This is a genomic window from Clostridium sp. AF34-13, assembly GCF_003477845.1.
Classification (GTDB): Bacteria; Bacillota; Clostridia; order Lachnospirales; family Lachnospiraceae; genus Butyribacter; species Butyribacter intestini.
Genome location: NZ_QUEB01000011.1, coordinates 1 through 23,473, shown reverse-complemented (window position 1 = coordinate 23,473; position 23,473 = coordinate 1). Strand labels below are relative to the sequence as shown.

At 37.1% G+C, this 23,473-nt stretch carries 19 protein-coding genes and 1 pseudogene; 2 read left to right on the top strand and 18 right to left on the bottom strand.

Annotated elements, in window-relative coordinates:
• Positions 1-164: 164 nt before the first annotated feature.
• The 9 genes from DWZ63_RS10135 to DWZ63_RS10095 form a co-directional block, all read right to left on the bottom strand.
• Positions 165-1,292 carry a site-specific integrase gene (locus tag DWZ63_RS10135; protein ID WP_118499766.1) on the bottom strand — a complete coding sequence of 376 codons (1,128 nt, stop codon included), beginning with the start codon at positions 1,290-1,292 and terminating at the stop codon, positions 165-167.
• A 188-nt stretch (positions 1,293-1,480) separates the two neighbouring features.
• Positions 1,481-2,530 (bottom strand): 23S rRNA (adenine(2503)-C(2))-methyltransferase RlmN, encoded by a 1,050-nt coding sequence (rlmN, locus tag DWZ63_RS10130; protein ID WP_118499765.1) that lies wholly within the window; start codon positions 2,528-2,530, stop codon positions 1,481-1,483.
• Positions 2,531-2,542: 12 nt separating this feature from the next.
• Positions 2,543-3,913, bottom strand: a complete 1,371-nt coding sequence (gene rsmB / locus DWZ63_RS10125; protein ID WP_118499764.1) for a 16S rRNA (cytosine(967)-C(5))-methyltransferase RsmB — start codon at positions 3,911-3,913, stop codon at positions 2,543-2,545.
• Positions 3,906-4,859, bottom strand: a complete 954-nt coding sequence (fmt, locus tag DWZ63_RS10120; protein WP_118499763.1) for a methionyl-tRNA formyltransferase — start codon at positions 4,857-4,859, stop codon at positions 3,906-3,908. Before fmt ends, rsmB begins: the two co-directional genes overlap by 8 nt.
• 132 nt (positions 4,860-4,991) lie before the next feature.
• Positions 4,992-5,471, bottom strand: coding sequence for a peptide deformylase (def, locus tag DWZ63_RS10115; RefSeq protein ID WP_022013152.1), 480 nt, complete (start codon positions 5,469-5,471; stop codon positions 4,992-4,994).
• A gap of 29 nt (positions 5,472-5,500) precedes the next feature.
• Positions 5,501-7,747, bottom strand: a complete 2,247-nt coding sequence (gene priA / locus DWZ63_RS10110; RefSeq protein WP_118499762.1) for a primosomal protein N' — start codon at positions 7,745-7,747, stop codon at positions 5,501-5,503.
• Between the two features lie 136 nt (positions 7,748-7,883).
• Positions 7,884-9,353 (bottom strand): UDP-N-acetylmuramoyl-L-alanyl-D-glutamate--2,6-diaminopimelate ligase, encoded by a 1,470-nt coding sequence (locus tag DWZ63_RS10105; protein WP_118499761.1) that lies wholly within the window; start codon positions 9,351-9,353, stop codon positions 7,884-7,886.
• Positions 9,354-9,442: 89 nt separating this feature from the next.
• A complete protein-coding gene (dapF, locus tag DWZ63_RS10100) occupies positions 9,443-10,279 on the bottom strand; it encodes a diaminopimelate epimerase (RefSeq protein WP_118499760.1) in 837 nt (278 codons plus the stop codon).
• A gap of 64 nt (positions 10,280-10,343) precedes the next feature.
• Positions 10,344-11,888 (bottom strand): CAP domain-containing protein, encoded by a 1,545-nt coding sequence (locus DWZ63_RS10095; protein ID WP_118499759.1) that lies wholly within the window; start codon positions 11,886-11,888, stop codon positions 10,344-10,346.
• A 429-nt stretch (positions 11,889-12,317) separates the two neighbouring features.
• On the opposite strand from DWZ63_RS10095, the gene DWZ63_RS10090 reads away from it, so the two are divergent.
• A complete protein-coding gene (locus tag DWZ63_RS10090; RefSeq protein WP_182431488.1) occupies positions 12,318-13,502 on the top strand; it encodes a glycosyltransferase in 1,185 nt (394 codons plus the stop codon).
• 18 nt (positions 13,503-13,520) lie between these two features.
• Here the strand turns inward: DWZ63_RS10090 and DWZ63_RS10085 are convergent, their stop codons facing one another.
• The 9 genes and pseudogenes from DWZ63_RS10085 to DWZ63_RS10050 all read right to left on the bottom strand — a co-directional run bounded on the left by DWZ63_RS10085 (position 13,521) and on the right by DWZ63_RS10050 (position 21,476).
• The gene (locus tag DWZ63_RS10085; RefSeq protein WP_118499757.1) at positions 13,521-14,819 is read right to left on the bottom strand and encodes a dicarboxylate/amino acid:cation symporter; all 1,299 of its coding nucleotides are present in this window, start codon (positions 14,817-14,819) and stop codon (positions 13,521-13,523) included.
• A gap of 296 nt (positions 14,820-15,115) precedes the next feature.
• Positions 15,116-15,709, bottom strand: coding sequence for a cytidylate kinase-like family protein (locus tag DWZ63_RS10080; protein ID WP_182431487.1), 594 nt, complete (start codon positions 15,707-15,709; stop codon positions 15,116-15,118).
• A gap of 184 nt (positions 15,710-15,893) precedes the next feature.
• Positions 15,894-16,259: a solute carrier family 23 protein gene (locus DWZ63_RS16225; protein ID WP_118499755.1), complete on the bottom strand. Its 366-nt coding sequence runs from the start codon at positions 16,257-16,259 to the stop codon at positions 15,894-15,896.
• Positions 16,256-16,741 (bottom strand): DNA/RNA non-specific endonuclease, encoded by a 486-nt coding sequence (locus DWZ63_RS10070; RefSeq protein ID WP_243020594.1) that lies wholly within the window; start codon positions 16,739-16,741, stop codon positions 16,256-16,258. The genes DWZ63_RS16225 and DWZ63_RS10070 overlap by 4 nt, the downstream gene beginning before the upstream one ends.
• The gene (locus tag DWZ63_RS10065) at positions 16,690-17,067 is read right to left on the bottom strand and encodes a hypothetical protein (protein ID WP_118499753.1); all 378 of its coding nucleotides are present in this window, start codon (positions 17,065-17,067) and stop codon (positions 16,690-16,692) included. Before DWZ63_RS10065 ends, DWZ63_RS10070 begins: the two co-directional genes overlap by 52 nt.
• 14 nt (positions 17,068-17,081) lie before the next feature.
• Complete coding sequence (locus DWZ63_RS10060) at positions 17,082-17,804, bottom strand: hypothetical protein (RefSeq protein WP_147353218.1); 723 nt, start codon at positions 17,802-17,804, stop codon at positions 17,082-17,084.
• Between the two features lie 55 nt (positions 17,805-17,859).
• Positions 17,860-19,236, bottom strand: a complete 1,377-nt coding sequence (locus DWZ63_RS10055) for an AAA family ATPase (RefSeq protein WP_055943198.1) — start codon at positions 19,234-19,236, stop codon at positions 17,860-17,862.
• Between the two features lies 1 nt (position 19,237).
• Positions 19,238-19,611: pseudogene (locus DWZ63_RS16220) on the bottom strand (AAA family ATPase).
• 47 nt (positions 19,612-19,658) lie between these two features.
• Positions 19,659-21,476, bottom strand: a complete 1,818-nt coding sequence (locus tag DWZ63_RS10050; RefSeq protein WP_118499752.1) for an AAA family ATPase — start codon at positions 21,474-21,476, stop codon at positions 19,659-19,661.
• Positions 21,477-21,982: 506 nt separating this feature from the next.
• On the opposite strand from DWZ63_RS10050, the gene DWZ63_RS10045 reads away from it, so the two are divergent.
• Complete coding sequence (locus DWZ63_RS10045; protein WP_118499751.1) at positions 21,983-23,320, top strand: MATE family efflux transporter; 1,338 nt, start codon at positions 21,983-21,985, stop codon at positions 23,318-23,320.
• The last annotated feature ends 153 nt before the right edge of the window (positions 23,321-23,473 follow it).

The window sequence follows — 23,473 nt, the reverse complement described above, 5'->3', positions numbered from 1 at the left end:
TATTGACATTATACAAATTATTGTATATTATAATTTTGTAAATACATAATTACAAAAATCTCTACCCCATAAAGAGAGTGTATTTACCAAGAAGATTTTTCATATCTTCTTCATTCTTAAAATAGGGAATAGTTGAGTTTAATTACTCTTCTATTCCCTATTTTTTACGATTTTATTTTTAACATTTCTTGTTTTAAATCATCTAATGTCCTATGTGTGTAAACTTTTTCTGTTAAATCATTAATTTTGTGACCAACAATTCTCTTTAAAATATATTCGTTCATACCTACATTTTTAGCTTTTGTAATAAAAGTGTGTCGGGTACAATGTGGTGTATATATTTTATTAAATTTTAATATTTCCATGATTTTATTAAATCTACTTAAATATTGATCTCTACTTAATCCAATACCTTGTTTTTTTGTAACATCATTAAATAAATATTCGCTACCTGCTTCTTTTGCTTCGTTATAATATTTTATTACAATATCTTTAACTAACGGATGAATTGGCACAGTACGATTTTTCCCATTAATTGTTTTTATACCACCAGTGATACATTCATTATCCAAGTCTACATCTTCTATCTTCAATTTTATTAATTCGCCAGGTCGCCAACCACTATAACACCCAAACAAAACCATATCTGCAAAAGGAACAAACTCAATACTTTGCCATAATTTATTTATATTGTCTTCAGAAAATGGAATTTTACTTTTATGTTCCATAGCTTGCTGGGTAAATACACTTTTTTCTAAAGTAAAGTCTTTGGCATAGTTGTGATTTATAATCCTACCTTCAATTGCATATGCGTACATATTGTTAAAAATATATTTAATTGTTTGTTTTATTTGTGGTGAGGTAGTTCTTGTTTCACCCCTATATTTTCCACGAGTAACAATTGTACTTCCTTCATTTATGCACTTTTTCATATCTAATATACTCAAATCTCTAAATTTTTTATTATAGAGTATTGAACAATATTTATAAGCACCTTTAACACGATATCCCATAGAAGATTTATCTTCTATTCTATCTTTAAACCATTTTTCATATAGTTCTGCAAAAGTGATATCTTTTTCATCAAGATTAAAATTTGATTCCAAATATTCAGCCAATGCTCGACTTGCTTCTCCCTTTGTTTTAAAATTAGAGCCAAGACTTTTTACAATTTGTTTAGTGCGACCTGTTTCTTCATTTAATTCCCAACCAACTGTTACTTTTACTCTATAGCGGTTTCTTCTTTTATCATAGCTTATGCTGCCTTCGCCATTGCTGCGTCTTCCTGCCATATAATCACCTCGTATCAATAATTGTGCGTCTTGTTTTATCATCGGTATGCGTCTTGTATGCGTCTTGTCTCATCACTAATCACACTGTATCACAGCAAATCTGCTTTGTCAAGCATATGTTTGTTCGAATATTTTCATTTTTAGGATTATATTTAAAAGCAAATAAAAAGACTTGCAAACCCCTGATTTTATTGGGATTTGCAAGTTCCTCGTTCTTTATTTCTAAGCTGACCGCAGGCGGCATCAATATCCCTGCCCATCTCTCTTCTTATAGTAACATTTGTGTGATTTTTTTCAAGTAGCAATTTAAAATTCTGTATGTCTGCTCCTTTAGAACGCTGTCCCATTCTTCCCTCAACCGGATTTAACGGTATGAGATTTATGTGACAGTTAAGCCCTCTTACGAGTTCTACAAGCTGCATCGCACATTCCCTGCTGTCATTTTTTCCTTCTACCATACTGTATTCAAAGGTAATTCTTCTTCCTGTCATGTCAACATAATAGCGGCACGCATCAATTATCTCATGTATCGAATATCTGTTGGCTATAGGCATCATTTCACGTCTTAATTCATCATTAGGAGCATGAAGGGAAATAGCTATCGTTATAGTCAGTTTTTCATCGACAAGTTTTTTTAATCTGTCAACAAGACCGCAGGTAGATAAGGTGATGTTTCTCTGACTGATGTTAAGACCATTTTCATCAGATATCATCCTGATAAATTTAACAACATTATCATAGTTGTCAAGTGGTTCTCCTATCCCCATCAATATAATATTAGAAACTCTCTCTCCGGTTGTCCGCTGAATTTCATAAATCTGGTCAAGCATTTCAGAAGTCTTAAGGCTTCTTATAAGTCCCCCCACCGTAGATGCACAAAATCTGCATCCCATACGGCATCCGACCTGAGTTGAAATACATACACTGTTTCCATGCTTATATTTCATAAGAACGCTCTCAACCGTGTTTCCGTCTGAAAGTCTCATGAGAAATTTTGCTGTTCCGTCAGATGACACCTGTTTTTTTATTATTCTTGCACCTTCTATCGTACAGCTTTCATCAAGTTTTTTTCTCATATCCTTTGAGAGATTGGTCATTTCATCAAAACTTAAAACAAGTCTTTTATGAATCCATTCATATAATTGTTTTGCTCTAAACTTCTTCTCGCCCATCTCCTCTAAAAGTTTTTGCAATTCAGTAAAATTCAGGCTCTTAATGTCAATCTTATCTTCAGTCAATATATCACCATCCTATTGTTTTATAAATGCCGCTATAAAAAAACCGTCTGACTCTGTCATATCAGGTAATATCTGTATATATCCATCGTCTTTCATATAATTTCTGATTTTTTTTGGAACTCTTTTTCTTATATCCACTTTCTTAAAAGGAAGATTTTCAAGCATCCACCTGACATTATCTTCATTCTCTTCCATTGCTATTGTACATGTACTGTAAAGAAGCTGTCCACCTTTTTTTAAATAACGGCTTACATTTTTTAATATTTCCCTCTGTATCTCTGACAATGCATTTATATCTCCTATCGAGGTCTTATATTTTATATCACATTTTTTTCCGATAACTCCAAGCCCTGAACAAGGCAGGTCAGCGATTACAATATCTGCCGTATCCTCCCACTCTTTTTTAAATACGAGTGCATCATTTTTAACAACAGAAACATTTTCAAAACCGTTTCTTTCAACATTTTCTTTTATAAGTGCCGTCTTTGCATCAGTAAGGTCACAGGAAATTATCTTTCCTCCGCCATTTAGTTTCCTGTCATTTAATCTGTCGGCAATATGAAGCGTCTTTCCTCCGGGTGCGGCACATATATCAATAATATTTTCCCCGCCTTTTATCTCAGGGATATGCCCTGCAAGTATCGAGCTGAAATCCTGCACCTGTATATAACCTTTCTTAAGTGCCTCAACATCCTGCAGTCTGTCAAAATCATCTATCGAGAAAGCGTAATCAAAAAGTTCACTCTTTTTAACACTGATGCCCTGTTTTTTTAACATATCATACACTTCCTGCGGTTCTGCTTTTGAGACATTGCATCTTACACTCACGCCTCTGTCTGCTTTAAGAAATCCCTCAAAAATCCTTTCTGTCTCATCCTCGCCGTACTCCTCACACAAATAATTTACTATCCACTCAGGCATTGAGTATCTGACTGAGGCATAAGCACAAAATCCGTCCTTTTTGTCAGGAAATTTTATCTTATCTTTTTCTCTTGAAATATTTCTTAAAACACCATTTACAAAACCTTTGAGATTTGTAAATTTTCTTTTATTGGCAAGCTTTACCGCTTCGTTGCACACTGCACTGTCAGGAACACTATCCATATGCATTATCTGGTAAACTCCCATTCTTAGTATTTCTCTGATAACAGGTTTCATTTTTTTTACTTTTGTCTTTGAAAACAGATTTATAATATAATCTGAGGAAACCGCATATTCTATGGTTCCCTGACAAAGTCTCGTAAAAAATGCTCTGTCTCTCTTTTCAAGTCCCGGATGTTTTTCAAGTGCAGCGTGTATAGCTTTGTCTGAATAAGCCCCCTTATCCATTACAGATACTATAACATCAAGTGCAAGATTTCTCAAATTTACTTCATCAGCCATTTAGAGTTTCCCCTTTTTCAACTTTATATCCACGAAGAAAAGCAGCTATATTCATTCGCTTTTTGCCCTCAAGCTGAAGCTCTTTCACATCAAGATAACCTTTTCCCGTGCTTATAAGCATCCTATTTTTATCCACATATGCGATATTTCCGCAATCTGTCTTTGTAATATCAAATGCTTTAACTTCTTCATCGTCTAATACATCTGCCTCCCATATCTTCAACATTTTTCCATGAATATGGGTAAATGCACTAGGCCATGGATTTAATCCTCTTATAAGTCTCTCTATCTCAACCGCTGTTTTTGAAAAATCAATCTCACCTGTCGCCTTGCTTAACATTTTTGCATAAGTCTGTTTTGACTCATCCTGTTTGACCGGATTTAATTTTCCCTCTTCTGCCTGTTTTAAGACTTCGAGTATCATGGGTCCTCCAAATGAAGCCAGCTTGTCAAAAAGACTTCCGCCTGTCTCTTTCCTGTCAAGCTTATATTTTTTTACAAGAAGCATATCTCCTGTGTCAAGTCCCTCATCCATCTGCATAATAGTAACACCGCTCTCCTCGTCTCCATCTATAACAGACCACTGGATTGGTGCTGCACCTCTGAGTTTCGGAAGTAATGACGCATGAACATTAATGCAGCCGTATTTTGGAAGTTCAAGTATCTCCTTTGGTAGTATCTGTCCGAATGCCACTACTACTATAACATCAGGATTTAATTTTTTTAATACTCCGATAAATTCCGCATCTTTTACTTTCTGCGGCTGATATACTTCAATACCGGCTTTGACTGCTGCCTCCTTCACGGGAGTAAACATCATTTTCCCACCGCGTCCTTTTGGCTTATCCGGCTGAGTTACTACAGCAGTCACATCATGCTCACTGTTTATAAGTGTTTCCAGAGTCCCTACCGCAAAATCCGGTGTTCCCATAAAAACTATATTCATACTTTTCCTCCTCTCGCATATTATGTACTCTCGAAATCTCCTGAACGAAAAATTTCGAGAGTACATTATTGCATTTTAGTTTAATATCTATCTTTGAATTGTAACAAACTGTATTTTGCAACAGGCTTATACTTACTCTTCCCCGGCAGATGCATTCATAAGCTCGCCCTCTACCTTTGATACATAAAGTACACCTGATAAATGGTCTATCTCATGCTGGAGTGCTCTTGCCAAAAGTTCCTCGCCCTCTACCTCTATCTCTACCATATCCGCATTCAAGGCTCTTACCTTAGCATAATTTGCCCTTGTAACTATTCCTGCCTTGCCCGGCACACTAAGGCATCCCTCCTGTCCTGTCTGTGTACCTGACAGTTTTACTATCTGTGGATTGATAAGTACAATAGGCTGACTGCCATCCTCAGTCACATCAATAACAACAATCTGCTTTAACACACCGACCTGAGGTGCTGCAAGCCCTACCCCCTGTGCATCATACATTGTATCGAGCATATCCTCGATAAGTGTCTTTATCCTCGGTGTCATCTCCTTTACAGGTCTTGCGTTCATTGTAAGTATTTCGTCACCGATCGTCCTGATATTTCTTATTGCCATAGTAATATTTCCTCCGTTTTTATTATGTGTTATATAAGATTAAATTCAAAATTAAGCCTGCAGTCCCTAAACGACTCAGTTTCATGCATAAATTCCTCGAAACTGTTTTTTATAGAACACAATATCCCATAATCTGCACACTTTCCATATATCATACGCCTGTAGACATCTTTCACCTTTGAAAGTGCCGCAGGTGCAGGTCCAAGCACTGTTACATCCTGATAGAGTTTCATCTTATCGGCGAGTATCTGTGCCAGATTATCCGAATTTCTTTCATTTTCTGAAAGCACCAACACTCCTAGTATATTTGAAATCGGCGGATATTGCAACATTTGTCTTGTAACAATTTCCTGTTCATAGAAATTTTTATAGTCATTTTTCGCTGCATAGACGATACTGTAGTGCTCAGGCTGATATGTCTGTATAACAACTTCTCCGGGCTTATCTGCCCTGCCTGCACGACCACACGCCTGTGTTGTAAGCTGAAAAGTCTTTTCTGCTGCACGGTAATCACCCGAATTTAATGAAAGGTCTGCTGCAAGTATTCCCACAAGCGTAACATTTGCAAAATCATGTCCTTTTACTATCATCTGTGTTCCGATAAGTATGTCCGCACCACCTTTTGAATATTCTTTTAAAATATTTTCATGAGCATTTTTTCCCGTTGTCGTATCAGCATCCATACGAAGTACATCTGCCTGTGGAAATCTTTTTTTAACCATCTGCTCAACCTGTTGCGTACCAATCCCGAAACTGCTTATGTAAAGCGAACCGCAAGATGGACATTTATCCGGCATCTGAATTTTGTAACCGCAGTAATGACACATCAGATAGGAAACTCTCCCATTTACAGAATGCGGTTTTAATGCGACCGAACAGTGTGGACAGCCAAGAACCTCGCCACATTGCCTGCACGAAACGAACCCCGCAAATCCTCTCCTGTTTAAGAAAAGCATTATCTGTTCTTTTTTCTCCAGTCTGTCACGCATAAGTTCATCAAGTCTTCTGCTGAATATTGAATAATTTTTTGCTTTTAATTCCTCCCTTAAATCTTCTATATACACTGACGGATAAACTGCATTGCCTGCTCTCTCGTTTAGTTCAAATAATCTGTATTCTCCCTGCATTGCCTTATAATATGAGTCAACCGATGGTGTTGCCGAGCCTAAAACAACGCTTGCACCGACCATTTTAGCCCTCTGTATCGCAACCTCTCTTGCATGGTACTTTGGCGGCATCTCACTCTGATAGCTTGAATCATGCTCCTCGTCGATAACGATAAGTCCGAGATTTTGAAACGGTGTGAAAAGTGCCGACCTCGGTCCTATCATAACATCTATCTCGCCGTTTTTTGCCCTTGTGTACTGGTCAAACCTCTCCCCCGCCGAAAGTCTTGAATGCATGACTGATATTCTGTTTCCAAATCTTTTATAAAAACGGTTTACCATCTGAAATGTGAGTGAGATTTCCGGTATAAGCACTATAACCTGCTTTCCGAGGCAGATTACCTTTTCAACAATATTCATATACACTTCTGTCTTGCCGCTTCCTGTTATCCCGTGAATAAGGTATGTTCCTCTTACATCTCTTATATAATCATTTAATATCGAATCTACCGTGTGTTTCTGCTCTCTGTTTAAAACAGGACGCACCTCCGGTCTTTCATCAATATTTCCAATAGGATTTCTGTATTGCTGTATGGCATCGACCGTTATTATATCCAGTTTCCTAAGTCCCTCTATAACGCTCGCCGTAAGGCTTAGTTTCTTTGTGGCATAAGAATAATCAAGTCCCGCATTATAAGCCGTCTTATCCAGCTTAAGAAATTCATCGAGAAGTCTTACTCTTGCCTTATTATGCTTTTTTTCAAACTCGTCTCTTTTTTCCCTCATCTTATCCATGCTGACAGCAGGATATATAACTCTCTTTATCTGCTCTTTTATCTCCCTTTTAACAGGCATAACAGACTTTATGGCATCATTCATCGTTGAGCCGTAATTTTCCTTTATCCAATAAGCAAGGGAAAGCAGGTGTGATTCCACGACCACTCCCTGCTTTATTATTTCAAGTATGCTTTTCGTTTTTGATATATCAAACTTCGCTTCGCCCGAAAGACCAACGACATATCCTGTCATAGTTCGATTTCCCATGCCGAACGGGATTTTTACGACCGAACCTATATCAACATCAAACTCCATCTCCTCAGGAACTATATATTGAAATGGTCTGTCAAGACTCTTGACTGATATATCTATTATTACATCAGCAAATATCATTTCTTTCCCCTAATTTTTCTTTTTAATTTTTTATCGTCCAGGACTCCCATAAACTTTCAACTTTAAAAATTTCCCGCCTTCAGCCTTTTGTATCTTCTTTAACTGCCATTTAGGAAGTCCTGCTCCTTTGGCTCAGTTATCTGATAAAATTACCATCTTTTACTACATCAGCGACAAGTTCTCTCTCGTCCATATGATATTTCTTTCCTTTTATCTCCTGATAATCCTCATGTCCTTTTCCTGCGAGCACAATAACATCACCCTTTTTTGCGTTTTCAATGGCATATCTTATCGCATCTGCCCTGTCGATGATGGTTATAAATTTACCATCCGCTTTCTTTACCCCTGTAACTATATCATCAATGATAGCCTGTGGTTCTTCATTTCTCGGATTGTCAGATGTAACAATCGTGAAATCTGCAAGTTTTGAAGAAACCTCACCCATCTCAAAACGACGCTCTCTCGAACGGTTTCCACCACATCCAAACAGACATACCAGTCTTTTTGGCGAATACTCTTTAAGTGTCGTGAGCAGACTGTTAAGGCTCATTGCGTTGTGAGCGTAATCTATCATTATCGTAAACTTAGGTGATACAGGTATTATCTCAACCCTGCCTTTAACTCTGACTTTTGAAAGCGAGTCGAGTATAACTTCTTTCTTTACACCGAAGTGTCTGCATATTGAGATTGCGGTCATTGAATTGTAAACACTGAACTTGCCCGGTATGTCTATCTCAACATCCATATCCATAAGACCGCTCATATGATATGCAACTCCGAGCGTTCCACCTTTATCCATAAGATGAACATCAGATGCCTTTATATCTGCATTTTCAGAAAAACCGTATGTCTCAACTTTACAGGTATGACCCTCAAGTATCTTTTCAAGATGGCTGTCATCCGCATTGAAGATACCCTGTTTGCATTGTCTGAAAAGCAGGCTCTTACAGTGGATATAATCATCAAGGTCCTTATGTTCATTTGGTCCGATGTGGTCCGGCTCAAGATTTGTAAATATTCCGTAATCAAATACAAAGCCGCCTACTCTGTTTAGCATAAGTGCCTGTGAAGAAACTTCCATAACGACACATTTACAGCCTGCATCAACCATCTTTCTGAAATACTGCTGAACTACATATGACTCAGGTGTGGTATTTGCAGATGGAATGACCTCATCACCGATAATACTCTCGATAGTTCCGATAAGTCCTGTTTTGATGCCTGATTCCTCCAATATGGAACGAACCATATAAGTTGAAGTGGTTTTCCCCTTTGTTCCCGTAATTCCGATAGTTGTAAGTTCATTTGCAGGATTTCCAAAATATGCCGCTGATGAAACAGCAAGACCGAGTCTTGTATCAGCAACTTTAATAACAGTCACATCGTCAGGCACATCTACATTCTTTTCAACGATAAGAGCCTTTGCTCCTGCCTTAACAACATCTTTCGCAAAATCGTGTCCGTCCCTTACCGCACCACTTATACACACAAAAACACTTCCATCCTCAACCTTTCGTGAATCATATACAAGTGTAGTAATATCAATGTCAGTGCTTCCCTGAACACACTCAAAATCTAAATCTTTTATCAGTTCTAAAAGTTTCATTTATGTTCTCCATTCCGTTTTTTATCAAAACAAATATAATAAATTTTTTAAGACGCTGTTACAAAGCAGTGCCATAAGTTTAATCTTTGTTATATCTCTATCGTTCCCTCAAATGCAATAGCCGCAGGTCCGGTCATCCAGACTGTATCGTTATCTCTGTCATATTTTACCAATATATCACCACCGAGCAGATGAACCGTTATCTCATCTTCGGTAAGACTATTTAAAACGCAGGCAACGACTGTCGCACAAGTTCCCGTACCACAGGCAAGTGTCTCACCTGAGCCACGCTCCCAGACACGCATATTTACTTCATGTCTGTTTAACACCTGGACAAACTCCGTATTCACCCTATCAGGGAACATAGGATGATTTTCAAACTTAGGACCTATCTTATCAAGTGGGAATTTATTTACATCCTCATCTATAAAAGTAACTGCATGAGGATTTCCCATTGAGACGCAGGTTATCTTATAGACTTTTCCGTCAACATTTATATCCGCATCTATACATTTATCCGTATCAACCGCAACGGGAATATCTTTTGACTCAAGGATAGGTGCTCCCATATTTACTTTTACGAGTGAAACCTTTCCATCCTCCACTGTAAGCTCAAGTCTTTTTATTCCGCTTTTTGTTTCGATAGAAAGATTTTTCTTGTCGGTAAGTCCTTTATCATAAACATATTTCGCAACACATCTGATACCGTTGCCACACATTGCCCCCTCTGAACCGTCAGCATTATACATAGCCATTCTAAAATCTGCAACATCAGATGAACATATAAGTATCAGACCGTCAGAACCTATCCCAAAATGTCTGTGACTGACTTTTTTTGAAACCTCACCCGGATTTTCTATCATCCCCTTTGTGCAGTCAACATAGACATAATCATTGCCACAACCATGCATTTTTGTAAAATTCATAATTCCCTCCATTTCCATGTGCCATTTTGCATATGCCTTATTTCATATGCTTTTGACCCTTGCATTATTTTATATTTTTATATATTTTAATCGTATTCCCCCAACTGCCATATACTTTCTTTCCGTTTTTCTTAGTATATGCCCTCATCTGTATAAAATGTTTTTTCCTTGACTTCTTCAATCTAACCATAGTTTTCGTTGATTTGCAAGATACGGCTTTGCTGCTTAAGTCTTTATTATATTTTACGCTCGTCGAATATCTCACCTGATAACCCGATGCATTTTTTACTTTTCCAAAGTAAACAGTGACCTTATTTTTATTTATCTTCCACTTTTTTATCTTAACTTTTGCAGGCTTTGTCACCGGCTTTGCTGTCGGTGTCACTGTTGGTCTTGCAGTTGGAGCTTCTGTCTCCTCAGGCTCCTCTTCCGGTTCTTCCGTCTCCTCAGGTTCGTCCGTAATTTCTGGTTCCTCTGTCTCCTCAGGTTTCTCTGTGATTTCAGGCTCTTTTGTCGGTACTGCCGTTGATGTTTCTGTAGGCTTTACTGTAGGCTTTACCGTCGGTGTCTCTGTAGGCTTTACCGTAGGTTTTGCTGTCACAGCCTGACCGTCTTCAAGACTAAAGAAATTAACCGTGTAACTTACATCACTGCCAAGACCTGTTATGTCTACATCAAACACATCACCTGCTGTATATTTTATACTGGTATCAGGTCTGAATATAATGCATCCTTTCTGACCGTAACCTGCATTATTTACATTGAAATAACCGTCTGCTTCTTCACTTGAAAAGTTCCATACCTTGCCGTCACTTTCCCTTGTAAGTTTTACCTTAACAGAAGTAATATCTACATTTTTTCCCATAGATACAGACCACGGAAAATCCGTACCAAAATATTCTACAGGCATATTCTGTGCCGGCCATGCAACTCCGTACTCACCCGCTTTTGTATTTTTCATATCAAAAGAATACATCGCACTGTATGTTCCATTAGTTCCAGTCACTGCTCCAAAACCGGTATATTTCATATTTGGATTTAACACCCATCTTCTGTGCCCTAATCTGTCGATATTGTAATCATCTCCATCATCAAGCCAGCCGTTTACCAAACTCTGGTTCATACCGGCATTTTTCCATGAAGCCCATGCAATATTACTCTCTCCTGCTCCCTTTGCTCCAAGATTATATAAATCTTCGTCCATATCAGCAGGTTTTGACGGATAGTGGCTGAGTTCACCATTTACATAATTTACAAGTGCTGCCGTCTGTGTAAGGCTGTTGTATGTATCGTCTAATTGCACATCGTATGAAATCCCCGCTATATATCTCACCTGATTAAACATATTGATAGCACTGTTTAATGTCTTGTCAGATAGCTTTCCGGCAGAATAATCTCCACTGACAACAGGATTTTCTGCAAATGTAAGTGCATCATTTAAGCCCGCAGCATTTTCTGCACAAAATGCTCTTATCTCATCCTGTGTATGATATGCCACATTTATCCCCTGTGCCTCTGTATCCTCAGCCCGTACATAACTGCTTCCCAATGTCACACACAAAGCCAGCGTCATTACATAACAAATACTCTTTCTGTTCTTTCTAATCATAGATTCTTTCTCCTTTCCGTACTTATGTACTCACGAAATCTTCTGAACGAAGAACTCACAGAGTACATACTTTGCAAACTGCCATTCACACCGCAGACATGAAATCAGCCTTTGCGATAACCGTTCACACCATAAGCGGGAGCGGCAATATTTTGTAACCCGGTTTTTCTTAATGTGAACTAATTATAATATATAGCACCTTTTAGGGCAAGTAAAAGTTACTATTCACCCATCGGCATGAAACAGGCTGCAATCTTATAAAATTTACTTATCAGTACATAATCTATAACTGTTATCATGGCAGGTTTATGAATGTAATAAACGGAAAGCTGAACTGTTACCCATTATTATTGAATTTTTTCTTTATGATATACAATCCACAAAATGTATGCTATAATTTTATATATTTATGCAGGAATGGAGAATGAAATGAGACATAAAATAGTGCTTATGACAGGCGGAACCGAAACCCTTGAATTTTTTTCATTGCAATTAAAAAAAGGCTTTGAAGCCTTAGGATACAAGACTTTTCTTTTCGACCAGACAACAGAAGAAGAAAGTGCAGAAAAACTTTACGATTTTGCAACAGCTTATGACACGATACTTGTCACTTTTAACTTTGACGGTATTCATTATGAGACTTCACTTTTTAACATGAATGGAGTCTCTATCTGGGATGAACGCAAAATCCCATGCGTCAACATAGCCGTTGACCATCCATATTTTTATCCCGAACTTTTCGATATACATCCAGATATTTTTTATGAAGTATCCATCGACAGATACCATGACAGATATATGAAAAGATTTTATCCGGAACTTATGAGTGGAACTTTTCTTCCACTAGGCGGCACCTCACTCTCCCCAAACGGAGATTACAAGAAGATGGCTGACAGAAAATATGACATATGTTTTACCGGTAATTACACACCACCGGAAGTCTTTGACGATGCAATAAACAGACTCGGTGACGAATATGCAATGTTTTATCTTGAGATAATACATGATCTTATCACCAATCCCGACAAACCGGATGATCTGACAATGGAAGAACACTTAAAAAAAGCTATTCCCGGAATCACACATGAGGAAGTAAAAACAGCTATTCCAAACATGATTTTCATCGATACATATGTCAGATGTTATTTCAGAGGTGAAGTGATTAAAACTCTTGCCGATGCCGGCTTTAAGATACACTGTGTCGGCAAAGGTTACGATAACCTCAGGTGTAAACATCCCGAAAATCTCGACATGAATCCTGATGAGCTTTCCTTTGGATGTCTTGAAGCACTCGCCGACAGCAGACTTTCATTAAATGTCATGCCATGGTTTAAAGATGGTGCCCACGACAGGATATTTAACTCTATGTGCAACGGAGCAGTCTGCATAACAGACCACAGCAAATACCTTGATGAGATACTCACACCTGATGAAAATATTATATTTTATGACCTCAAGCAGCTTGATAAACTGCCTGAGATATTTGAAAATGCATTAAATGATACTGATAAACTGGAGAGAATTCAGAAAAACGCATTTAACTTTGCAAATCGTGAACACACATGGTATGCGAGGGCAAAACAGCTTCACAATGAACTGTTAAAATTTTTGTAAATATACAAATATACCTGCTTATTCCCTGTATAATCCCTCTTTTACATTAACCACTCCATGCTCCATCATAGCAGTATTTAGAGAAGATACATCACGATTTGCACTTTCACTTCCGAGAAATCTTTTAAGAGTAGCACAGCATGCCATATCACCTAACACATCTACCATAGTGACTATCATATCTGAAAGTGTGCTTATACTTATGAATATTCCCATAACACCTGCCGGGATGCCTGCTATCTGGATAAGTGCTGCAAATGATGCAACCTGACCGTTTGGAATACCCGGTGTACCTATTGACAAAAGCACATTTGCCAATACTATCACGACCATATTAAGTAAAGTAAGGTGAACCCCACAGGCATTTGCGAAAAATGTTATCATAACCGACATAAGTATTGATATTGCATCCATATTTACAGTTGCACCAAGGGGGAGCACTATACTTGTTATCTCCTTTGATACACCCATTCCCTCCTCTGCACATCTCATGCTTATCGGAATAGTCGCAGAGCTTGAACAGGTACCAAATGCATTAAGTGCAGCAGGACTTACCGATTTTACAAATGTCTTTAAAGGCATTTTTGCTATAACTCCCACTATGATGCCATAGACCACCACGGCGTATATTATTATTATCGCATATGTCGTAAGAAGTGCCGTTCCTATTGAAACAACCGTATCTGCACCGGTAGTAGCAAGAACCGGCATTATCGTACAAAGAACACCAAGCGGAGTAAATTTCATAACCTCAAACAATATTTTCATTGAAACTTCATTGACAGATGTTATAAGATCCATCAAAGGCTGGGCTTTTTCCTGTAATGCAAGTATCGCAAAACCTATGATAACCGCAAACACCAGGATTGACAGCATATCACCGTTTACAAACGAGGCAAACGGATTAGACGGAATAAGGTTAGTTATTGTATCTAGTATGTTTGACACATTATTCACATCTACATCCGCACTTGCAAGCTGCAGCTTTGCATTTTTTCCGATACCGAGCATCTGCGGAACAAATATACCAAAGACACAGGCAAGACAGGTTGTCGATAAGAAGAATACCATCGCTCTGCCTGCTATCCTGCCCGTTGCTGACACGCTTCCCATGCTCCTTATTCCACATACAAGAGAACAGAATACCAAAGGATATATCATCATTTTCAAAGCATTCATATAAATCGTTCCTATAGTCTGCGATGCCTTGATAACTCCTGTCCAGCTTTTAGGAATTATAAATCCAAGTATCACACCAATTGCAAGCCCTATCATTATCTGTACTGTAAGATTTAATTTTTTCCATCGTTTTATCATATTAGCCCCCGTTTCTGCACACATTTTTTTGTGCATAGTGCAAAAGGTTTTGCCTTTCGCACATAAGTTTTGTGCCAAGTGTGCCCAGACACAAATCCTGCAAAAAAATAAGCGGCAAACATATTTTATGTTTTGTCGCCTTTGACACGCTATATACTATATTTATTTTTAGTCAGTCAGAAATTAGTAATCTGCTGTCTGTTTATAACACTATTACTTATGTATTATATCAAATTAATCTTTTATTACCTATGTATTAGTATTATATCAAATTAATCTTTTATCAAATATTAAAATCATCCGAACTTTTTATTTATCATTTTAAGAAGCATATCGACAGTTCCGTCAACTCCCATTATACTGCTGTCGAACATTGCATCTTTTCCGTCATGCTCACCTCTCCTGTTTCCCGTGACATATTTATAATATGTATCACGCTTTTCATCCATCTGCCTTACAAGTCTCTTTGCCGAAAACATCGACATATCATATTTCTCCGCAATATGCTTAGTTCTTACATCAAACGGAGCATAGATATATATCTTCAGACAGTCGTCCCTGTCTTTCAAAATATAATCAGCACATCTTCCCATTATGATGCACGACTCATTCTGTGCAACTCTCTCAATTATATCAGCCTGTGCATCAAGCACCTGGGTTGAGAGATAAAAATTGCCGACGCCGTATGTAGTTTTTAAACCCTCAATATCTTTTGCAGATACCTCATCTGCTTTCTGAACGGTATGCTCATCCATCTCAAGTTTCTTTGCAGCTTCCTCGACAAGCTGTCTGTCATAAAGTTTAACTCCAAGTTTTTCGGCAAGCTTTTCAGCAATATCACAGCCCTGAGCTCCAAACTCTCTTCCTATTGCAACAACAAAATGATTCATATGCATCCCTCATTTCTTTTTATCTGCTTAAACAAAATACTTTAAATCAACTATGTCTTTAAAAACATCACTGTTACTGATTGTCACTTACAAAACAAATGAAATAAATATCATCTTTACACTACAACTTCATAATATAAATCTGCAAGGACAACTTTTTGTTTTGCACAGCTTTATAATACCATTATTTTAGATTTATCTGTATGTCCATAGTAAACATAAATGTCAAAAAGTGTTTGTCCACTACAGACAAACTATAAAAAATAAAACTTACACCGCCGACGATAGCAACGGGCATAGTGCTTATTATGGCGGCAAATTTAGGAACAAAGCTGAGCACGGCCGCATATACGGCAACAAGTCTTACAACTCTTGGATCGTGAACCCTGCAAAGTTCAAGTACACCGGTGTTTACGGTGTATTGAACTCGTTTTGGATTGCAGAGGTGATAACTGCATCGTTTAGTTATATTATGGTTTTGAGGATGTTTAAAAGGATGCCATAATGGCATCCTTTGCAGGGTGATATTTATAGATTCCTGTATTCTCATCCGTCTATATGTTTCTTTTTCCACTCTTTTTGAATACGATATTCACTGACATCCATTAAAGTTTGTTTTAATCTGTCATAATCCTCGTCACTTATCTTATCTGACAACGGCTCTGATAAATCCGTAGAACCCTCAACATTATCAAACTCACATACCGTCTTTTTGCCATCAACAATATATTCTTCCCTGATTTTTGTCGGTCTGCCTGACTCACCGTTGTATTCAATTTTTATGTGTACGCTGACCCCTTTGCCCTCCTGTAATGCCTTAGCAATCTCATTTTCCATTCTCTTGTAATCGCCACGGTTAATCGTTCTCCGCATCGGCACAAGATTTTCTTCACCCTCTGAACCGCTGAGAATTCTCGCAATAATGTGTCCGCCGTCATCGTCCTCTCTGCGTTCTTCACCGCCCGACTCTTTTTGCTCTTTCATATTCCTAGAACCCTCCTCCGTATATTCAGGATTTGAGTCACACGATATTTTATTTCCGTTGCCATCCGTTTTATATACATTTCCATTTGCCGTATATTCAATATCGGGAAGAATTTCGCCGTTTTTCTTATATGTCTGACCGTTTTCGTCAGTCTCATATGTATTTCCATTAAACTCATAAACAGAGTTTGTTCTCTCTTTTCAGAATAATCGGGTTCTTCGGGTATTATATCCTCCTGCTGCTCCGCAGATACTTCACTTAAATTATCATCACCCATAAGCCTGTCAAACTTTTCGCTTGCCTTTTTGCTAATCTCACCTGATTTCATACCTTTAGTTTCTGAAATCTCACTTAATCCACAAAAAAAATCCATACAACCACACTCCTTTATATGTGATCCATCAGCCGTTCAAATAAATCCACTATCTCGGCTGTGCCATCAATCCGTGCCTGTTCTTTTGTCAATAAAGCAATTATTTTCTGCTGGTCATTTTCACTAAGAAGCATAATATCAGGTTCAAGCATCTCCTTTATGCAATCATACCAACTGCTTATATTGTTTTCTTTTCCTTTTGCAAGTCCGAATGCTATTTCATAATTGAACAGGCTATACACTACCTGACCTCTCAATTTTTGAACTTCATCCTTTGTCACGGCTTTTGTATATCTGATAAATGCAGCCTTTGACTCAGCCGGAATATCGATTTTATCCAAAAGTGCCTTAACAGAGCGGTTTTCATATGTTAATTGCAAACTCTTTCCCGCTGTTTTTGAAGATGAAACCGTATCGGTAACTGACCTGCTTCTCTGATTTGTCTCTGTTGTCGTGTTTGTCTTTCCCGTTGTATTTGCAGTGCTGCTGTTTACTCCTGCATTAAATCCCACATTTGCGGAAACAACAAAACTTACACCTGCACTTGCACTTCCGCCAAAATATCTGCCCTTTGAGTTCGTCTTACTCTGTGTAAGTGAGATTCCTTTTGATATACCCTCCGAAATCCCGTCTGTCCTCGCCTTTGATAAAGACAAAGTGTCACTTTCATTTATCGTTACCGAACTGTGTGCAAACGTAGCAAGCCGCGTATGCAGCAATTCATATCCCTGTTTCATCCTCTGAATTTCCGATGTGGAAACAGGGTCTGCAAGCATTTTTTAATTTAATACTCTATCGTCCATCTATCAACACTTCCTTACCTCTGAACGCAAATCCATAGTGTTGTATATTTTCCTCTTTCACACCTCTTTTGATAAGCTCTGCATCATAGTTTTTTTCATCTATCTGCTTTAATGCCGCTTCAACTGTTTCTTCAAGTGAGTTTTCTTTTCTGGGATTTATTACTTTAAATTCTATCACTATTCCCGGATATTTGTCATTTGTTTTTTCTATAGGTTCAAGCATTATGTCATACCTTCCGAAACCGCTTTCACGGTTTGAGTTTATAATATAGTTTTCTGTCTGGTCTACCATAAGTCCAAGTACGAAGCCGTGGAAAAATCTTTCTGGTTCTTCATCAGATGGAATATTTCCGGTATCAAAGTAGCTAATTGTTTTCAAAGTCACTTTATTCATGTAAGCATTCATACTCTCTATATCCCCGTTTATAAGTGCTCTTATAAACTCATTTGTTTCCATTTTTGCGTGACTGAACCATCTGAGTATCATATCCTCAAACATAAATCGTATTTCCAAGTTTGTTAGTGCAAGCGTGTATTTGCGTGCTTTTCTGCGGTTTCCAACAAGTGGTTCTGCCGCTACTACCTTAAGATAACCGCTTGCAAGCATAAGACTCCACACTGCATCTTCTGAATAATCAAGCTCTGAAAATACTATCTGCTCATTTATTTGTACATCTATTGTTTCTTCTTTAAGAAGAGTTTCCATCATCATCTTTATACAGGGACTTCCTTTTTTAACGAGATTATTTATAAGTCCATTTGAACTTGAGTCTGCCCAGTAAGTGTTATATTCTTTTTTATCTAAAAAGTTGATTATCGACCACGGATTATAAATATCTTTTTGTTTTCCAAAAATAAAACCATCGTACCATTTTTTCACATCCGACTTTTCATCCGGTAATCCCTGTTCATCAAGTGCATTAAATACTTCTTCTGTAAAACCAAATGAAGTCTCATATTTTGTGGACAATGTCGTGACTATTTCAAGATTATTTAAATCTGAGAAAATACTTTCCTTAGACATAGTCTCGGCTTTAGCCGAGCCATTAGAAGTTTGCATAGCAAACTTCCTAACAGCTGAATATTCAGCTGTTGTAATACCAGTCATTATCGCTCTTTCAAGATATGGATTTGTTTTAAAGGTTGCATTAAAAAGGCTTCTTGTGAATCCTACAAGTTTCTCCCAGTATCCATTTACATATGCTTCCTGCATAGGTGTGTCGTATTCATCAAGAAGAATAATTACTTTTTTGCCATAATAACGGCTGAGATAGTTTGAAAGATTATTTAAGGCCTCTTGAGCTGTTTCATCATCCATGCCTACACGAATTGATTTGTATTGTAATTTTTCATTTTCATTATACAAATCACTTTTCATTATATAAATTTATAAGTTCATTTTTTATCTGTTTTACAGCACCCTCATAAGTATTCTGTTTTATTTTTGCAAAACTAAGAAATATCAACGGATATGTCCCCTGCAATTTGCGATATTTTTCATCTTTCCATATATCAAGCCCCTCGAATAAATCCCCTCTATCCTTATATTTATTTGAGAAAAAACATTCAAGCATACTCATATTTAATGTTTTTCAAATCGGCGTGGGCGGGTTATAAGGGTAACATCATCCTTATTTTCCCACCACTCTTTTATAAAAGATGTCTTATCTATATAAAAACAATCATTTTCTATAACCGAATCAAATGCCTGTTTCCCTATTGCTACAACTTTTTTTGCCATATGCACCCTCCTGTTTATATCTTGCAAATTAAACTCTGTAAATATCTCTACCTACCATCTATTAATACTTCCTTACCTTTAAACGCAAAACCATAATGATATATGTTTTCCTCTTTCACACCTCTTTTGATAAGCTCTGCATCATAATCTTTTTCTTTTATCTGTCTTAATGCATTTTCTACCGTTTCCTCTAATGTATCTTCCTTCTTTTGGTTAAATACCTTAAACTCTATCACAATGCCAGGTAGTTTTTCATTATTTTTATCTATTGGTTCGAGCATTATATCATATCTTCCGAAACCACTCTCCCTGTTTGAACTTAGAATGTAATTGTCTACCTGGTCGACCATCAGTCCTAATACTAAACCATGGTAAAAATGCGATGACTTTTCAGTCATCGCATACAAGTTTGAACAACAGTTCAAACTTGAGCCATTAGCTACTCCCCTACAGTCGTAGCATGAGGCTAACCTTTCCGGTTCTTCATCAGACGGGGTTTTTCCTGTATCAAAATAACTTATTACTCCTCTTGTAACTCTGTTCATGTATTCGTTCATACTTTCAATGTCACCATTGAGAAGTGATTTTACAAAATTATTGTAATTAAACTTTTCTTCCCCAAACCATTGTTCTATCATTACCTCAAACATTCTCTCTACTTCAAGGTTGGTTAATTTCAAACCATATATTTTTCTTTTCAGCCTGCCGACTTCCTTATATGACTCTATACATAAATACCCACTTGCAAGCAAAAGGCTCCATATTACATCCTCATTTTTATCTAATTGATCAAATACAATTTGTTCATCAATCTTTTTTTCTATTACACCACCCGAAATAAGAACTGCCATTGCTTCTTTAACATCCGGTGTCCCTGTTTTTATCAGTTTGTTTACAATTCCATTTGAACTCGAATCTGTCCAGTATGAATCTATTTTTCCTGTCTGTAAATAATTAATTATAGACCACGGATTATATATATCTTTGACATCTCCATATGTAAAGCCATCATACCATTCCTTCACCGCTGCCTTTTCATTTGACATATTTACTTCATCAAGAGCATCAAAAACTTCTTTTTCCGTAAATCCAAAACTTGTTGCGTATTCCCTACTTGTAGTTGTTACCACTTTAAGATTATTTAAATCAGAAAAAATGCTTTCTTTTGATACACGGGTTATTCCTGTCATTATCCCACGTTCAAGATAAGGATTTGTCTTAAATGTCGAATTAAAAAGACTTCTCGTAAGTGCTACAAGTTCATCCCAATATCCATTCATATATGCTTCCTGCATTGGTGTGTCGTATTCATCAAGAATTATTATCACTTTTTTTCCATAATATTTATACAACATTCCAGCCAAAGTTTTTATTGCTCTACAAACAATTTCATTTGATATTTTTTTATTTATGTCTGCATTGTTTGCATAATTGTCCAGTTGCTCATACATATTTTTTTCTGCTTCTGTTAATTTATCACTTTTAAGCAGATATGAATGTTGTTTATAGGCATCGTTTATCACTGATACCAAATCGTTTTTTGTATCTTTAAAATTATCCGCCTTAATATCCGCAAAACTCAAAAATATCACTGGATATGTCCCCTGTAACTCCCTATACTCCTCGTCTTTCCAAATATCAAGTTCCTCAAACAGCTCTTTTCTGCCCTCATATTGATTTGAGAAAAAACATTTTAACATATCCATATTTAATGTTTTTCCAAAACGGCGCGGACGGGTGATAAGTGTCACATCATCAGCAGATTCCCACCAATCTTTTATAAAATCTGTCTTGTCTATATAAAAACAATCTTTTTTCCTTATATCCTCAAAACTTTGTTTGCCAATACCTACGACTCTTGCCATATACACCCTCCTGTTCAATCTATACGCATTCCTCCGTAAATCTGTAGATATATTTTAGCATTGAGGTATTAGAATGTAAAGCATCCTTTTAAGAGAATAATTCATTGTTGCAAGAAGTTAATTTAATTATATTCTTGACTTCACATCAAATTTCCAGTAATATTATTTCCGTTGCTGTATTTTCACATTTAAACATATACGGCTTTGATATAAACAGGCATAACCGCTGCACTTCATATCTTTATTGCACCTGATTACATATGTCCGCTTATATTTACTGAAAATTTTTTGTGGATTTTTCCTGAATTTATCATCTTTTCACCACGCGCTTTTTTGAGTGCGTTTTTTTATTGCCAAAATGTTCCACTTCACAGTGTATTGCATCATTGATTTTCAGCTAAATAACGCAGATAAAAATTTAAACAACTCATTTAACCGAATGTCATCGATTCACTACACTATGACAATAACAATATAAATATTATCTGATTTTAAAGGAGATACAAATGAACAACAATGATTTTATGAAAACAACACCAATTTTACCGCTTATTTTGTCTATGTCACTTCCTATGGTCATTTCAATGCTTGTCAATTCACTTTACAACATTGTTGACAGCTTTTTTGTGGCAAAAATAAGCGAGGATGCTATGACAGCACTTTCCCTTGTATTCCCAATACAAAATTTTGTAAATTCGATCGCCATAGGTTTTGGTGTCGGCATCAATGCTGCCATTTCATTTTTCCTCGGAGCAAAAAGCAGAGAAAAAGCCTGCAACAGTGCTTCACTCGGTATGCTCCTTGCAATAATACACGGAATCATAATGACCTGTATATGCATTTTTATAATGCCGGCATTTTTAAGAATGTTTACATCTGATACAAACATTATAAATCTCGGTCTCAAATATTCACGCATAGTGTTCGCTTTCTCAACAATACTATGTATAAGCCTGACATTTGAAAAAGTATTTCAGGCAGTCGGAAAAATGACATTTACCATGATAAGCCTTATGTCAGGTTGCATCGTCAATATAATACTTGATCCGATTTTCATTTTCGGACTCGGTCCTATAAGACCACTCGGCATATCAGGTGCCGCCATTGCTACCATATCCGGACAGCTTGCAACACTTCTTATCTATATATTTATTTATGCCAGATACGATATCGGCATAAAATTTAACATAAAAGAAACGCATATTGACAAATCTGTAATAAAAAAATTATATGCAATAGGCATCCCTGCAACCCTGAATCTGGCTCTGCCATCATTGCTCACCTCTGCACTAAATGCAATACTCAGTACATTTTCAGGTATGTATGTTGTCATACTTGGAATCTACTATAAATTACAGACATTTCTCTACCTGCCTGCCAACGGACTTATACAGGGTATGCGTCCTATAATAGGTTATAACTATGGTGCCGGAGAGAAAGAAAGGGTAAGTAAGATATACCGCACATCACTTATGCTAAACAGTCTTATAATGATATTTGGCACTGTCATATGCCTGATACTGCCGGACAGACTTATCGGTCTTTTTTCAATAAACACAGCCACCATACAGGCAGGTGCCACGGCACTTCGCATCATATGTCCGGGTTTTATCGTATCAACATTATCCGTCACGGCATCAGGTGCATTAGAAGGTCTTGGAAAGGGTATAGAATCACTTATCATATCACTTTTAAGATACACGATAATAATAATCCCTGCCGCATTCATACTCAGCAGAATTTTTGGTGTTTACGGAGTATGGCACGCTTTTTGGATTGCCGAGGTCATAACTGCCTTGTTTAGTTATATAATGTTAAGAAGGATATTAAAAGGGATGCCATAATGACATCCCCCTTAATATCCTTCAATATTTATAAGTTTTATCTAAAAATATCTATCGTCCGTCTATCAGCACCTCTTTACCTCTAAACGCAAATCCGTAGTGGTGAATATTTTCTTGTTTTACTCCTCGCTTTATAAGCTCTGCATCATAATT